Annotated in this window: 14 protein-coding genes; all 14 read right to left on the bottom strand. The window is 43.7% G+C overall.

Going from position 1 to position 15,581, the window contains the following annotated elements:
- Window positions 1-291: 291 nt before the first annotated feature.
- The gene (locus ACZ444_RS07440) at window positions 292-1,410 is read right to left on the bottom strand and encodes a BMP family lipoprotein (RefSeq protein ID WP_382357320.1); all 1,119 of its coding nucleotides are present in this window, start codon (window positions 1,408-1,410) and stop codon (window positions 292-294) included.
- A 98-nt stretch (window positions 1,411-1,508) separates the two neighbouring features.
- Complete coding sequence (locus ACZ444_RS07435) at window positions 1,509-2,234, bottom strand: GntR family transcriptional regulator (RefSeq protein WP_464433230.1); 726 nt, start codon at window positions 2,232-2,234, stop codon at window positions 1,509-1,511.
- Window positions 2,235-2,441: 207 nt separating this feature from the next.
- Entirely contained in the window at window positions 2,442-4,745 is a 2,304-nt protein-coding gene (locus tag ACZ444_RS07430; RefSeq protein WP_382357370.1) for an FtsK/SpoIIIE family DNA translocase, read from the bottom strand.
- A gap of 129 nt (window positions 4,746-4,874) precedes the next feature.
- Window positions 4,875-5,078, bottom strand: a complete 204-nt coding sequence (locus ACZ444_RS07425; RefSeq protein ID WP_382357318.1) for a YlzJ-like family protein — start codon at window positions 5,076-5,078, stop codon at window positions 4,875-4,877.
- Window positions 5,079-5,085: 7 nt separating this feature from the next.
- Window positions 5,086-5,817: a ClpP family protease gene (locus ACZ444_RS07420; protein WP_382357317.1), complete on the bottom strand. Its 732-nt coding sequence runs from the start codon at window positions 5,815-5,817 to the stop codon at window positions 5,086-5,088.
- Between the two features lie 117 nt (window positions 5,818-5,934).
- Window positions 5,935-6,804 (bottom strand): 4-hydroxy-tetrahydrodipicolinate synthase, encoded by an 870-nt coding sequence (gene dapA / locus ACZ444_RS07415; protein WP_382357369.1) that lies wholly within the window; start codon window positions 6,802-6,804, stop codon window positions 5,935-5,937.
- A gap of 63 nt (window positions 6,805-6,867) precedes the next feature.
- A complete protein-coding gene (dapG, locus tag ACZ444_RS07410; protein ID WP_382357316.1) occupies window positions 6,868-8,100 on the bottom strand; it encodes an aspartate kinase in 1,233 nt (410 codons plus the stop codon).
- A 13-nt stretch (window positions 8,101-8,113) separates the two neighbouring features.
- Window positions 8,114-9,160, bottom strand: a complete 1,047-nt coding sequence (gene asd / locus ACZ444_RS07405; protein ID WP_382357315.1) for an aspartate-semialdehyde dehydrogenase — start codon at window positions 9,158-9,160, stop codon at window positions 8,114-8,116.
- Window positions 9,161-9,214: 54 nt separating this feature from the next.
- Window positions 9,215-9,799 (bottom strand): dipicolinate synthase subunit B, encoded by a 585-nt coding sequence (gene dpaB / locus ACZ444_RS07400; protein WP_382357314.1) that lies wholly within the window; start codon window positions 9,797-9,799, stop codon window positions 9,215-9,217.
- Window positions 9,799-10,689 carry a dipicolinic acid synthetase subunit A gene (gene dpaA, locus ACZ444_RS07395; RefSeq protein WP_382357313.1) on the bottom strand — a complete coding sequence of 297 codons (891 nt, stop codon included), beginning with the start codon at window positions 10,687-10,689 and terminating at the stop codon, window positions 9,799-9,801. The genes dpaB and dpaA overlap by 1 nt, the downstream gene beginning before the upstream one ends.
- Window positions 10,690-10,818: 129 nt before the next feature.
- Window positions 10,819-11,064 (bottom strand): YlmC/YmxH family sporulation protein, encoded by a 246-nt coding sequence (locus ACZ444_RS07390; RefSeq protein ID WP_382357312.1) that lies wholly within the window; start codon window positions 11,062-11,064, stop codon window positions 10,819-10,821.
- Between the two features lie 55 nt (window positions 11,065-11,119).
- A complete protein-coding gene (locus tag ACZ444_RS07385; RefSeq protein ID WP_382357311.1) occupies window positions 11,120-12,349 on the bottom strand; it encodes a M16 family metallopeptidase in 1,230 nt (409 codons plus the stop codon).
- 30 nt (window positions 12,350-12,379) lie between these two features.
- Complete coding sequence (locus tag ACZ444_RS07380; protein WP_382357310.1) at window positions 12,380-13,336, bottom strand: polysaccharide deacetylase family protein; 957 nt, start codon at window positions 13,334-13,336, stop codon at window positions 12,380-12,382.
- A gap of 93 nt (window positions 13,337-13,429) precedes the next feature.
- Complete coding sequence (locus ACZ444_RS07375; protein WP_382357309.1) at window positions 13,430-15,553, bottom strand: polyribonucleotide nucleotidyltransferase; 2,124 nt, start codon at window positions 15,551-15,553, stop codon at window positions 13,430-13,432.
- Window positions 15,554-15,581: the final 28 nt, after the last annotated feature.

Here is a 15,581-nt window from a genome sequence, read left to right as displayed (position 1 = left end):
CTGCATTCAAAATTGCCAAAAGAAAATGTCTTTCCAGCATCTTTTCATTTGGCAATTTCAGCTATGACGTTGTGCCGCTCTATGGAAAAGAGGCTGGGACATATTTATATAACAGAAAACCGATCAGCCACTAAAACGCCAGTGTCATGAGCGCCGAAAATAGACACCGTTTTCCGCGGACGAGATGAGTCTTTGTTCCCGCAGAGTCTGCATATATTTCCTGTGCGCTTTTTTGATATCACACGTGTTAGAGTTAATAAATTCGTTATTCCCAGCCTCTTTCAATCTGTTCTACAGTGAATCCAGATAATCATCCAGTTCATCATGTGTTTGCGGAACATCAACGTCACCGTCAATGATTTTTTGTTTCCAATCCGCTGCGGCTTCTGCAATCTCATCTGTATAAGCTTCATCATTTGTATCCACTAAACCAACACCGTTATCTTCAACACCGAATTCTAAAACGTCGCCGCCAGGGAAGTCATCATCCATGGCCATGTTGCTAACCTGCTGAACAGCGTTATCAACGCGCTTAACCATAGATGTTAAGGTGACATTTTGATCGCCAATCTGGCCTTCATCGTACTGGTCACGGTCGACTCCGATGACCCAGATATCACGATCCGGATCACTGTTTTTAATATCTTTCGCTTGTGCAAACACCCCATTGCCTGTTGCGCCTGACGAATGATAAATAATATCAATGTCTTCATTATACATACTGGAAGCAATCAGTTTTCCGTCATCTGGCGCATCAAAGGCACCTGCATATTGAACATCCACTTCAATATCAGAATCAACTGTTTTAACACCTGCTACAAAGCCTGCCTCAAATTTATTAATCAGATCGGAATCCGTACCGCCAATAAAGCCAACTTTACCGGTATTGGTTTTATTGGCTGCGGCGACACCTGCAAGAAAGGAACCTTCATGGTCAGCAAATGTGATACTGGCAACGTTATCGCCTTCAACTACTGAGTCAACAATTGCAAAGTTTGTATCGGGATATTGATCAGCAACATCGCTGATGGCATCTTCCAGTTTGTAACCGATACCAAAAACCATATTATAATCTTCACGAACCATCCGGTTTAAGTTTGGTTCGTAGTCGGAATCATTATTTGACTGGGCATAATCAAATCCTTCACCTTTTTCCAGGTCATGCTCTTTTCCCCATTCCTGCAAGCCTTCCCACGCAGATTGGTTGAACGATTTGTCATCAACACCCCCAACATCTGTTACCAGACCGGATGAAAAGTCGGCTGTTTCACCTTTAGCTGTTTCACTTTTTTCGGCATCTCCATTATCGGAACTGGAGTCCTCATCGGCAGAATCTCCCCCGCCACAAGCTGCAAGTACAACCCCAAAAGTCAGCAGCACCAGCAGCATAAGTGATTTTCGGTTAGTCAATTCAATTCCCCCTTATTATTTAATAATACTAATATTGGCAAAACTAAAACGCAATTGGTCAGGCTATCACCTCCTCCTAAAAGGGTCTATGAAACCCTTTACATTCGCTTCCTTACAACATGAAAACTGAACATATCAGGCTGAAAGAAATTGGCCGAATACAGAACCGGCTCATCATTGGCTGTATAATGCATTTGCTTCAACAGCAACAGCGATTGGTCAGGATGACATCGCAATATATCATGAATGCGTTCATGATAACTGACAGGTTCTATATACGTTACAGCATAAGCAACATGTTTACCGGAATAGGCCTCCATTAGTTTAAAAATTGAATCTGACTCGTTAACATGATCCAGCGGAATGAGTCCTTCGGGCAATTTATCGATACAAAACACAACTGGCTGATCATCTGCTGTCCGGACACGTTCAACTTTTGCCAGGGTTTGAATGTCTTTTGGTGAAAATTTAAGCTGCTCTTCCCTGGTCGGTTCCTGGAACTCTGTTGATAAAAATTGTGAACCCGGAACCTTGCCTGATTGCTCTATCATGTGTGTCACACTATACAATTGCTCGATGCCAGAGGAGAAAATGGGCTTAGGATTGACAAACGTTCCAACACCATGACGGCGTGTTAAAATAGTTTCCTCTTCCAGGATGCGTAATGCCTCTCTGAGTGTTGCACGTGAGACACCAAGATCATTTGCCAGTTCAAATTCAGAAGGGAGTTTTTGTTTTGCATGATATTTACCGTTTTCGATATCATGTTTAATCTGATCAATTACTTGTAAGTATAGATGCCGTGAATCATATTTCAGCGACACAGTATCCCTTCCTATCTTTTAAAATATAAGAGCAGTTCGAGAAATCTGACATCTGACGTAAGACTCTCAAATTTGCCATAATTGTAACATGCCCTACATCATAAATAAACACATTTATAGAATGATTTTCTAAAATTTTAAATTTGATAAAAAATACCAAATAGCAGCATCTCTAAATCATGTCTAGATACCGCCATTTGGTAAGACCTAAGACGATTTTTCCTCCTGAGATTGGGTAGCCAGTACTTTTCGTGGTTTGCTTCCTTCATAAGGTCCGACGACCCCATGATCTTCCATCGCATCAATTAAACGCGCTGCTCGATTATAGCCGATCCGGAACCGCCTTTGCAGCATCGAAACACTGGCACTCTGCATTTCTATAATAAGCTGCACCGCGTCATCATACAGGTCATCATCCACATCGGATACTGTTTCACTTGGCTCCTCCGGCATCATGTCATCCTGGTAGGAGGCCTTTTGCTGATCAATACAGTAATCAACGATCCGTTCAACTTCTTCATCTGACAGGAATGCTCCCTGTACCCTGATTGGTTTTGACGAACCAACCGGCATGAACAGCATATCACCGCGGCCCAGTAATTTTTCAGCACCACCAGCATCAAGGATCGTCCGCGAATCTGTTGCTGAGGAAACACTAAAGGCAATACGAGACGGGATATTGGCTTTAATGACACCTGTGATAACATCCACTGATGGCCGTTGTGTCGCCAGAATAAGATGGATACCAGCTGCGCGGGCCATTTGTGCCAGTCTCGTAATCGCTTCTTCTACTTCATTAGAGGCAACCATCATTAAATCGGCCAGTTCATCCACCAGAACCACAATATATGGGAGATTGGGCTGCCGGTCCTCGTCTGCAGCTGTCTCATTGAATTTACGGATGTAGTCATTATACCCCTCGATATTACGTGTCCCTGATTCTGAAAAAAGTTCATATCGCCTGTCCATTTCAGTTACAACTTTTTGCAGCGCATTGGAAGCTTTTTTCGGATCAGTCACAACAGGCGTCAATAGATGAGGAATACCATTATAGACATTCAGTTCCACTTTTTTCGGATCAATCATCATCATTTTAACTTCATGCGGTTTAGCCCGCATCAGAATCGTTGTAATAATCCCGTTCACACAAACACTTTTTCCGCTTCCTGTTGCACCAGCAATCAGCATATGCGGCATTTTGCTTAATTCTGAAATAATGGCCTCACCGGAAATATCCCGTCCAAGCCCGAATAATAGTTTGGAAGATTGATTTTGTGCTGTTGTGTCCAGCACTTCCCGCAGTGACACCTTCGCAACGTCCTGATTGGGCACCTCAATTCCGACAGCTGATTTCCCGGGAATGGGTGCTTCAATCCGAATATCTCTCGCTGCCAGTGCCAATGCCAGGTCATCATGCAAATTGACAATCTTGCTCACCTTGACACCAGCTTCAGGCGAAATCTCATACTTGGTAACTGCAGGACCAACATGAACTTTTGTCACTTTTGCCTTAACATTAAAGCTCTGAAATGTCTGCTCAAGTTTTCGGACAGTTGCCTGAATTTGCGACTTTTCCTGCTGCTGGGAATTTTGAACAGGCTCAGCAAGCAGATTGACGGACGGTAATTCATATTCCCGGTTTTCTGTTTCTGTCATGGCAGATAAGCTTTCCGGTTCCATTGTTATGTCGTCCCCATCATTCGTTTCTGCACCAGATGGGTCTTCGCCAGGTGGGTCTTCATTTTCAGCGATCTCCTGTGCATTATATGAATAAGCAAAGTCTGTGAAATCCTGAATAACTGGCTCGTCCTGATCAGGTTTCTGATCAGATACCACCTGCTGGTCAGAAACATCTTCATTATCTGGACGATTACGAGACGAACGAACTGCTGACATACGACTTCTGATACTGCGAACCATGTTGGACAAACGTTTTTGCCATGCCGCAAAAAAGCTTCCCAATGAAAACTCAGTCATGACTATAATTCCGATTAAAATCGAAAAGACGGCGACAATTTTAGCGCCAGCCGAGGAAAACAAAAAATAACAGAACGTGAAAAGAACGCCTCCGATCATCCCCCCGCCGGTTTGTAATGCCCCGATTTCACCATTTGCATAGGCAAAGAAATGATCCCACGTAGCCCGCAGAATAGACGACTCGTCCGAGGAGACAAGCCAGCTCTCATACGTCTGAATATGTGTCAGAAGTAAGAGACCACCAAAAATGATATAAAAACCAATCATTTTTTTATGGCTAAAGTCAGGGTAGCGACGTTTTACCATCAAAAGAACACCGGTCACAAGCAGCAACAAGGATGCTACAAAATACCAGATTCCTAGAAAAAAACGAAAAATATGTTCAAGACCGCCCGGTATAGCCCCATCACTTATCGCACTGGCGCCACTGCCAAAAATCGCTAAAAATATAAACAATAGTCCAAGTAATTCCGATTTTACCTGCTTGTTCAATTGACGCTTCTTTTTCTTGCGTTTTTTCTTTGCCACAATCATCACCTCACTTACGATCGCGAGTGCTTTATAAACATGTCCTAATGGAATAATCAACCCCTGCCGGCTTGCAGGCAAGGGTCGAATGACAATTAGTTCCATTATAGCACAGAATGCAATCATTCGTGCTGTTCAGCGCAGCATTGTACCAGGCAGATAGTCCGAATTCATAAAATCCTGTGGATCACTGGACAGTAATTGCAGTACTTGATAGCTGCCATCGTCCATCTTTTCAACGTATAGTTGTTTCCCTTTATACGACACACACAGACGTTTTTCGAACGCTTCACTCGAATCTGGAAAAATATCGGTTGTTGCTAAAGGCGTGTGTAACATGGGGGATTCACTCGCTTTCTGATGTTTTTTTATCCTTAATCATTTCGTTTAGTTTGACCGTAGCTTGACCGACACCGCCAATACCGTCGATTAACCCGTATTCGACTGCATCAGTCCCCACAACATTCGTTCCAATATCCCTGGTCAGATTGCCGCGTGCAAACATGAGCTCGTTAAACTTATCTTCCTCGATATTCGAGTGCTGAACGACGAAATTAACGACACGCTCCTGCATTTTATCGATATACTCAAATGTTTGCGGCACACCAATAACTTGGCCATTCAGCCGAATCGGATGAACAGTCATCGTGGCTGTTGGTACTACATAGGAGTAATCAGCCGCGACAGCAATGGGAACACCGATAGAATGACCGCCTCCCAGTACAATCGACACAACCGGTTTCGAAACAGAAGCAATCATTTCTGATAGTGCGAGACCTGCCTCAACATCACCGCCGATTGTATTCAGCAAGACAATCAGCCCTTCAATTTCAGGATTTTGTTCCACAGAAATAAGCTGAGGCAGCATGTGTTCATATTTCGTTGTTTTATTTTGGGCCGGAAGTTGCATATGTCCTTCAATCTGGCCAATGATTGAGATGACATGGATATTGGAATCCGGCGCCTGAGCAACGTTGGATTGACCTAATTGCTGGATTTTCTGCACCAAAGATGAATCATTATTTTGCTCATCCTGTGATTGATTCTGATCATCTTGCTTGGATGATTCTTTGTCCATTATAACCAACTCCTTTTGCATACTTAACTAGTTACACGTCTCTATGCGGTAGTATGGGACTAATGGATGTCAACCATGCAGGCAAAATAAAAAATATCGGTACAAAGACCGATATTTTTAACTTTCAATTAATGTTTTTAAATGGGTTCTTTCCGTATCAGTCAAAGGAATTAATGGCAGTCTTACACCGCCCGTTTCCACACCTTTCATGGTCAGAGCTGTTTTCACCGGAACAGGTGAAGGCTGAGCGAACAGCCCTTTCATGACCGGGAGCAATTGACGATGAATGCGGGAAGCTTCTCTCACATTGCCTGCCTTATGGGCGTAAACCATTTGCTGAAGATCATTCCCAGCAATATGGGATACGACCGATATGACACCATCTGCACCAACTGAGAGCATAGGCAGTGTCATACTGTCTTCTCCGCTGTAAACACTGAACTCATCAGGTGTTTGGTCAATAACAGCAGACACCTGGTCCAAATTACCGCTTGCATCTTTAACAGCCGTTATGTTGGCAATCGTGCTGAGACGCGTAATCGTATCAGCCGTCATGTTAACAGCCGTACGCCCTGGCACATTGTAGAGTATAACCGGCAATGATGTTTCCTGAGCGATGGCTGAGAAATGCTGGAAAAGTCCTTCCTGATTGGGCTTATTATAATAGGGTGCCACCAGCATAACGCCATCAACACCCACTTCTTCAGCTGATTTGGTCAGTGTCACCGAGGCATGGGTATCGTTGCTGCCAGTTCCTGCAATCACAGGAACCCGGTGATTGACGACTTCAACGGTATGCTTGAATAAAGCAACTTTCTCATCTGCCGAAAGCGTTGGTGATTCGCCGGTTGTTCCTCCAATCACCAAACCTTCACTGCCATTATTTAGCAAATACTCAATTAAAGCAGTTGCCTTGTCAAAATCAATTTGATTATCCGTATCAAATGGGGTTACCATCGCTGTTAAAATTCTACCAAAGTCCATGATCGAACACCTTTCTTCATCAAAAAATGTTTAGAAAGAGCTATTACTGTACTTGCTGTATACCATTTATACAAGATTTTTTTCCAGGGTGTTCAAGGCAAAAACATCGTGCAGTGCATTCACAGCCGTCTTCAGATCCTGTTGATGAATAAGCACCCATATGGTTGTATGACTGTCAGCAGACTGCAAAATCTGCACACCTGCATCTGTCAACGACTGTACGATTTTGGCGGCAACACCTGGTTCGCCGGTCATTCCTGCTCCAACCGCAGACACTTTCGCACAGTCTTCGGTTATTTCTGGATAAAAACCCAGCGTCTTTAAAATGCTGACCGCTTTTTCGGTATGGGTATCCGGTACTGTATAAACAACACCGGTCGGTGAAATATTGATAAAGTCAACTGAAATACCTGCTTCAGCCATCGCTTTAAAAATGTCAGACTGCATTGCATTAGAATCTTTTTTCGTCTGAACGCTGATTTGGGTTATGGAAGACATATGGGCTATGCCGGTAATTAGCCTGTCAGGGATATCTGTTCCCAATTCCTGCGAACTGGATGCGGTGATTAATGTTCCTTCATCCTCAGCGTAGGCCGAGCGCACACGCATTGGGATTTTAGCTTGCATCGCAATTTCGACAGCTCTTGGATGGATGACTTTAGCACCCTGATAAGCAAGGTTACAAATTTCCGTATAAGTGACGATATCCAGTGATCTGGCTGAAGCCACCATGTTCGGATCAGCGGTCATAACACCATTCACATCTGTGAAAATTTCGATGCGCTCAGCATTCAGACCCGCGCCAATGGCAGCAGCTGTGGTATCGCTGCCGCCTCTGCCAATCGTAGTGGTATCACCAGCGGGGGTCTGACCCTGGAAACCGGCTACCACAACAACATCATGATTATGAAATTCATCATACACACGATCAGGTTTAACTTCCCTGATTTTGGCTTCGTTAAATTCGTCATTGGTCAAAAAGCCTGCCTGTGATCCTGTTAGAGCTGTAGCATTGATATGGTTTTTCTGCAGTTCATTTGATAAGACAACTGATGCAATTGTTTCGCCGCATGACATAAGCAAATCAAGTTCCCGATTGCTGTTATAGCTTTTCGGAAAATCAACCAGATCAAGCAATGAATCCGTTGCATATGGTGCAGGCTTTCGCCCCAATGCAGATACCACAACAACGACTTTATAATTGTTCATAAGCGCATTTTTAATATGCTGAATAGCATGCATTCGATTATCTTCTGACTGAACAGAAGTCCCACCGAATTTTTGAACTAATATCTGCATTGTTCCACCTCTTCTAAAACCAGTTATGATTGTTTAAATGTTCCGCAATTTGAATCGTATTCAATGCTGCGCCCTTGATCAGATTATCAGACACGACCCATAAATGGAAGCCGTTAGCCTCATCCAGATCTTTGCGGACACGCCCAACAAAAACGTCTTCTTTATCAGATGAACTGAGCGGCATTGGATATGTTTGTGTATCAGGATTATCCTGGAGCACAATTCCTTCCGTTTTTTCCAGGACATCCCATATATCGCTTACCGTCACGTCCTGCTGATCAACATTAAGATAGACGCTTTCAGCATGTGATGTAAAAATTGGCAGTCTGACACAGGTTGCCGCTATGGCCAGATCGTCATGATGGAGAATTTTTTTCGTTTCGTTAATCATTTTCATTTCCTCAAAGGTGTAGCCATTTTCTTGAAACGTATCAATTTGCGGCAATGCATTAAATGCTACGGGATAATGGCTGGATTCGTCTTTAACCGGCAATTGTGCCGCGGTCATCTCCTCACCATTCAAAAACTGCCTTGTCTGGTTCTCAAGTTCATCATTCGCTGCATTGCCTGCTCCTGATACAGCTTGATACGTCGACACAATCACACGTGACAGACCAAATGCATCCTGTACTGGCTTTAATGCAGCAGCCATTTGAATGGTTGAACAATTTGGATTGGCAATGATGCCCTGGTGTAATCGGATATCGGCTTCATTAATCTCCGGCACTACTAATGGTACGTTCTGGTCCATTCTGTAGGCACTTGTATTATCAATGACAACCGTGCCATGTTTCACTGCCTCTGGCGCCAATTTTTTCGAAACGGAGCCGCCCGCAGAAAACAAAGCGATATCCACATTCCGGAAACTTTCCGGCTGTGCCTCCTCCACAGTTAATTCCTGATTGCGAAAGGACACTTTTTTACCAGCCGAACGTTTAGAGGACAGCAATTTCAGTTCATTAATTGGAAAATCTCTGTTTTCAAGTAATTGAATAATTTTTTCACCAACAGCACCGGTAGCTCCAACAACTGCCAGATTCACTGGTTTCGTTTCAGCCATGCTATAAGACACCTCACTAAAAGTTTGTTTCGTTTATTCTATCATATTATCATCTCAGTGAGGAATAATTACTGGCTGACGCTGCTGATTATTGAGTGCCGAAGCAACGGTGTCCTGTAATAAGGTCATATCTGAGACGAGTGAGTTCGGTTTCTTATAGGGATCATCCTGGCCATAAGGAATAAAGTAGAAATATTGAGTTGCCATAAGACGCATCAGATTAACACCATTTAATCCAAGAGCATCATTGGTCGATATCCCCAGCACAATCGGATTTTGATTCCTTATAGTTGCTTTAACAGCCATTAATACGGGTGTATCTGTCAGAGCATTGGCTAACTTGCTCATCGAATTGCCCGTTAAAGGGGCTACAACCATGCAATCAAGCGGCAGCTTCGGTCCGAGTGGTTCAGCCTCAGGTATTGTTTTAATAGCACGCTTCCCTGTGATAGACTCAATTTTTGCTACATGATCAGCTGCTTCGCCAAATTTGGTATCTGTATTCTGTACCGTATAGGAAACAATCGGGATGACATCTGCACCACTTTCCACTAGTTTTTCCAGCTGTGGAAATACTGCTTCATATGTGCAATGTGACCCTGTTATACCGAAACCGATTCGTTTTCCATTCAAGTTCATTAGCCATTCTCCTTCCGTTTAAAATCAGCTAAAAATTGTTTCACAACATCCGCCAGAATCTTCCCGGCGGTTTTTGGGGCAACAACACCTGGCAGACTTTTAGCTAACACTGCTTTAATACCGCGTTTTTGGGCATAGTCGAAATCTGTTCCGCCTGGTTTCGAAGCAAGATCAAAAATAATACCGTGCGGCGGCAAGTATTGAATAGCATCTTTCGTAACGACTTGAGCCGGGACTGTATTGATCAATAAATCGCAATCACGGGTATGCGCGTGCAATTCATCAAATGGGATAGCTGTGTGCCCCAATTCCGTTATTCTGGCTAAATCCATAATACTTTCGGCACAAACGGACACTTCAGCCCCTAAAGCCGCAAACTTGTTGGCAACCGTATTACCAACCCGGCCAAATCCAACCACAATAACACGTGATGCATGAATCGTATAGTCTGTATGTTCAATCGCCATCATAATGGTTCCCTCAGCCGTTGGAATCGAATTGTAAATAGCCACATCGTCCCGGTTAAGCAAGGAAATCAGCGATAGGTTGGTTTTATTAATGGCGTTAGTCAAATAGTCATTGGTGATGCCGGTGAAAACCACCGTTTGATCATTTAAACTGGCAAACCATTCATGCGTAAGTCTGATGGTTTGACTGGAAAAAACCGTTTCCACATAGCCATCCTGATCCGTCCCGGTAATTGGTAAAATCACAGCATCAAGCATTGTTTGTTCCAAATCGGCAAAGTCTGTCTGATCCAATCCTGTAAAGCCCTGCTCGAGTTTGTCAAAACCGACTAAATGAATGGAGACATCCGGCAATGTCTGCAACTGGCGTATTAATTCAAGATAACGGGCATCCCCGCCTATTACAGCAACGTGTTGCGTCATAACTGAAACTCCCTCCACACAGTGTTCCAATCGATACTCAAATATAGCTTATGTTCTTATGAATGTTTAGTGATTACGACACATAAAAAAACTGGCGCCATTTTAAATAGCACCAGTTTTTTATGTTTTTTACGGCAAATCGTCGCCGGCTTCGATCATAATCATATCTTCACCAATTTTACGGATCGAGGTCCAGCTGATTTTTGTTTCTGAACCTTCTTTTTTCAGACCGAACCATTTATAATTCGGGAGAACAAAAGATTCAATCTGTCCGGATGACTCGTCGATTTCGAGATCTGTCTGCCCCAGCACACCAAGGCGTGATCCCTGATTGATGTCTACAATCTCCTTAGAGCTCATATCTTTATAGCGCATTAAGCCACCTCCTGCACCGTCGTACATATATATGACAGGAGACAGGAAATGATGCTCAGGAAATAACCGACTCCGGTCCAATTAGTGCACTGGATGGGGCGGGACGGAGAACTGAATCAATCACGGAACGTAATTTATCATGTGTAACAGCATCAATTTCAGTAATCATATCATCCATTGAGCGATGCTTATTTAGCAATAACTCGTTCTGGCCATTGCGGCTCATCCGGCTGCTTGTACTTTCCAGGCTCATCATCAGATTGCCTTTCAGCTGTTCCTTGCTGTTAGTCAGTTCTTTATCCGTCAGGCCATTCTGGATAAGATCATCAACCGTTCGATTGATCGTCTCCCGCAGCTTTGGCAGCTGTTCTTTGCCAGTGCCGGCATAAATCGTCAGCAGTCCATTATCCAAAAAAGAGGCATGATAGGAAAAAACGGCATAAGCCAGCCCCTGTTTTTCCCTCACTTCCTGAAACAGGCGTGAACTCATACTTCCGCCGAGAACATTATTCAGTGTGATCAGGCTGTACATGTTTTCATCATCGACAGGCAGACCATGATACCCGAGGCATAAATGAGCCTGCTCGGTATCCTTCTGACGCTCAATTTGCCTGCCCAAAAATTCAGGGCGTTCCAGTCCGATATGCTTAGCCTCGCTCGCCTCAAAGCGGCTGAAATAGTCTTCAGCTGTCTGAATAAATGTATCATCCGCATTACCAGCAATGGAAACGACCACATTATCAGGTGTATAACGTTCATTGATATAGGTTTTCAGGGTTTCCGGTGAAAACGACTGCAGCTGTTTTTCTGATCCCAGTATCGGATAACCCAGCGGATGATCGCCAAATGAGGCATGTGCCAGCAAGTCATGCACCATATCATCAGGCGTATCTTCATACATTCTAATTTCCTCTAAGACAACTTTTTTCTCGCGTTCCATTTCCTCTTCATCAAACGTCGAATTAAAGAACATATCTGCCAGTATTTCCAGTGCTTCTTCTTTATGCGTATCCATAACTTTAGCATAGATACAGGTATATTCTTTCGATGTCATGGCATTAACCTGACCGCCAATGGCATCAAACGCTTCAGCAATATCCTGCGGCGAACGGGTGTTTGTTCCTTTAAAGAACATGTGTTCCAGAAAATGCGAAATACCATTAATATTTTCCGTTTCATTCCGTGATCCGGTTTTAATCCATATGCCAATCGTCACCGAACGAACGGACGGAATGCTTTCAAAAACAATCCGCATCCCATTTTGACTTGTATGTTTTTCAATCAATGTTCTGCCTCCTAATAAGCGGCCTAAAGACTATCTTTCGCTGCTTAGTAACGTATTAACCGTTCCAAAACGATAGCCGTCTTCTTCAATATGTTTAAGCAGTGAATCCAATCCTTCAGCAATTGACGCTGTTGGATGCATCAGCAGCATCGCACCGGGATGAATATTCCTATCCACCCGATTAAGCATAACAGAAACGGAAGGGTTCTTCCAATCAACCGTATCAACGCTCCATAAAATTGTTTGCATATTCTGACTGGCAGCCGTTTCAACAACCAAGTTATTATAATCACCACTTGGCGGGGCAAGCAATTGAGGCGTTTCACCTGTTATCGCTTCCAGAATATCGTTGGTCTGATTAATTTGTTTCAGGATGTCCTCCTGAGATAAACGGGACATAACTGGATGATTATAAGCGTGATTTCCAATCAGATGGTCCTGTTCCTCAATCATTTTGACGTAATCTGTATTGTTCTTCGCCCATTTGCCTTCAATAAAAAAGGTGGCTTTAACGTCATGTTCTTTTAACGTGTTTAAGATAGCCGGAATATGTTCTGTCCCCCATGCTACGTTAATTAATAACGAAACCATATCCTTATCCGAATGGCCGCGATAAACCGGTGCGGGCGGCAAGTCATCCATCGTTACGTCCGGTTCGATCTGGTCATAAACGAGCAATGTGTCCTCGAATCCATCCTGGTCTTGCATTTGCTCATAGGATTCATCAAGATTTACTTCCACGCCATTGCGTCCGGGCATTTTCTTCCAGACTTTATCAATTACCGCGTTTTGGGGATCTTCTTCATAGTCTTCGCTTTTATGTTTTATCTTATTATAGAGCGGATCTTTGTTTTGGGCTACACTTTCTACTGCATCAGAAAATGTGGCCATTTGTTTCGGCTCAAACGGACTGTCCATATAATCGAATGATACAGCAACAATCAGGATAAACACACATACATGAATTAACGAACGATAGCTATGCATCTTTGATCCCCCCTCATTCACACATATGTGAAAATGGACAGGTTATGATACATAAAAAAAGAAACTGGGTTTCCAGCTTCTTGTTTCGTCTGATTAAGACTGTGATTCTTCCTGTTCTTCGTTCTCTTCCCGTTCCTCTTTCAGTATCGCCCGGCGTGACAGATTAACGCGTCCCTGATTATCGATTTCTTTAACTTTAACTGTAAGCTGATCACCAACGGAAACGACGTCTTCAACTTTTTTAGTATGCTCTTCAGCCAATTCAGAAATGTGCACCAGGCCATCTTTGCCTTTAAACAACTCGACAAACGCACCAAATTTTTCAATACGTTTAACGGTGCCTGTATAAACTTGTCCGACTTCCACCTCTCGGACGAGATCTTCAATAATCTGTTTGGCTTTTTGATTCATCTCTGCATCAGGTGACGAGATGTAGACACCGCCATCCTGTTCAATATCGATTTTGACACCAGTCTCTTCAATGATTTCATTAACCTGTTTTCCGTGCGGTCCAATGACATCACGGATTTTATCCGGATTAATGGCCATTGTCATTATTTTAGGGGCATATTGTGACAATTCAGCTCTTGGCTCTTTAATCGCCGCCAGCATCGTGTCCATAATTTGCATGCGCCCTTTTCTGGCCTGTGTTAAAGCTTCTTCAAGAATATTCTTGGATAGGCCTTCAATTTTGATATCCATTTGCAGCGCCGTTATCCCATTTTCTGTGCCGGCTACTTTAAAGTCCATATCGCCAAGCGCGTCTTCCATACCCTGAATATCCGTTAAGATCGTATAATCGTCTCCTGATTTCACCAGTCCCATGGCTATTCCAGCAACAGGTGCTTTAAGTGGAACGCCTGCATCCATCATAGCCATCGTACTGGCACAGATGCTGGCCTGTGAGGTTGATCCATTAGATTCCAGCACTTCAGAAACAAGGCGGACAGTGTAGGGAAATTCCTTTTCGGACGGGATAACTTTTTCCAGTGCTCGTTCACCCAGAGAGCCATGCCCGATTTCCCGGCGTCCCGGTGCTTTAATTGGGCCTGTTTCGCCAACACTGAACTGTGGAAAGTTATAATGGTGCATAAAACGTTTGGATTCCTCGAGATCAAGGCCATCCAGCACTTGCACATCACCAAGAGCTCCCAATGTACAAACACTCAGTGCCTGAGTCTGTCCACGTGTGAACAAGCCTGATCCGTGCGTTCTCGGCAAAATATTAACACGTGATGATAATGACCGGATTTCGTCGACCCCGCGACCATCTGGCCGGACTTTTTCTTTGGTTATCAGACGGCGGACTTCTTCTTTAACCATATTATCCAAAATGGCCTTGACTTCTGAAATAACCGTCTCATCTTCGTCTTCGAAACCTGCTACCACATCATCTTTAACCTGGTCAATCGCCTCATCCCGGGCCTGTTTTTCCCTGGTCTGAATGGCTTCATGCAGTTTGCCCCGTGCTTCTTTATCCACTTTGGCAGTCAGATCTTCATCGGGTGTATCAACACTGAATTCCTGTTTTTTAACGCCAACCGCTTCAACAATCTTTTCCTGAAACTCAATCAGACGGATAATTTCCTGATGTCCGAACATGATCGCGTCAAGCATGACATCTTCAGGAACCTCCTGAGCATCAGCTTCAACCATATTGACGGCATCCTTTGTTCCCGCCACGGTCAAATCAATATCACTGTTTTGTTCTTGTTCAACCGTTGGATTAATCACAAATTCACCATCAACACGGCCAACATGTACACCCGCTATTGGTTCCGAGAATGGAAGATCTGAAATAGCAAGGGAAATCGAGGAACCAATCATGGCAGCCATTGGTGCTGAACAATCCTGGTCAACACTCATCACCGTGCTGATAACCTGAACTTCATTACGGTAACCATCCGGAAAAAGCGGGCGGATTGGACGATCAATCAGACGTGATGTCAGTGTAGCCTTTTCACTCGGCCGTCCTTCCCGTTTAATGAATCCACCGGGAATCTTGCCGACCGCATATAACCGTTCCTCATAATTAACTGTTAACGGAAAAAACGGCAAATCTTTGGGCTTGTCAGATCCTGTCGCCGTCGCCAAAATAACTGTGTCACCGTAACGGACCAAACATGCACCGTTTGCTTGTTTTGCGAGTTCTCCGGTTTCAATAGTTAATGGCTTACCGGCTATTTCCGTAGAGAACTCTTTTTTCTCTTCTACCATGCGTATAGCAACTCCTTTCTAAAACATT

Source organism: Lentibacillus kimchii, assembly GCF_055381965.1.
Note: the sequence above shows the minus strand (reverse complement) of the source record. Positions and strands in the feature narration are given on the sequence as shown.

Bases quoted from the DNA above. Each gene is read 5' to 3' on its own strand.
- ACZ444_RS07430 (WP_382357370.1), bottom strand. From the start codon at position 4,745: ATGATTGTGGCAAAGAAAAAACGCAAGAAAAAGAAGCGTCAATTGAAC.
- dapG (WP_382357316.1), bottom strand. From the start codon at position 8,100: ATGCAGATATTAGTTCAAAAATTCGGTGGGACTTCTGTTCAGTCAGAA.
- asd (WP_382357315.1), bottom strand. From the start codon at position 9,160: ATGGCTGAAACGAAACCAGTGAATCTGGCAGTTGTTGGAGCTACCGGT.
- dpaB (WP_382357314.1), bottom strand. From the start codon at position 9,799: ATGAACTTGAATGGAAAACGAATCGGTTTCGGTATAACAGGGTCACAT.
- ACZ444_RS07390 (WP_382357312.1), bottom strand. From the start codon at position 11,064: ATGCGCTATAAAGATATGAGCTCTAAGGAGATTGTAGACATCAATCAG.
- ACZ444_RS07420 (WP_382357317.1), bottom strand. From the start codon at position 5,817: ATGGACAAAGAATCATCCAAGCAAGATGATCAGAATCAATCACAGGAT.
- dpaA (WP_382357313.1), bottom strand. From the start codon at position 10,689: ATGACGCAACACGTTGCTGTAATAGGCGGGGATGCCCGTTATCTTGAA.
- ACZ444_RS07380 (WP_382357310.1), bottom strand. From the start codon at position 13,336: ATGCATAGCTATCGTTCGTTAATTCATGTATGTGTGTTTATCCTGATT.
- ACZ444_RS07375 (WP_382357309.1), bottom strand. From the start codon at position 15,553: ATGGTAGAAGAGAAAAAAGAGTTCTCTACGGAAATAGCCGGTAAGCCA.
- ACZ444_RS07425 (WP_382357318.1), bottom strand. From the start codon at position 5,078: ATGTTACACACGCCTTTAGCAACAACCGATATTTTTCCAGATTCGAGT.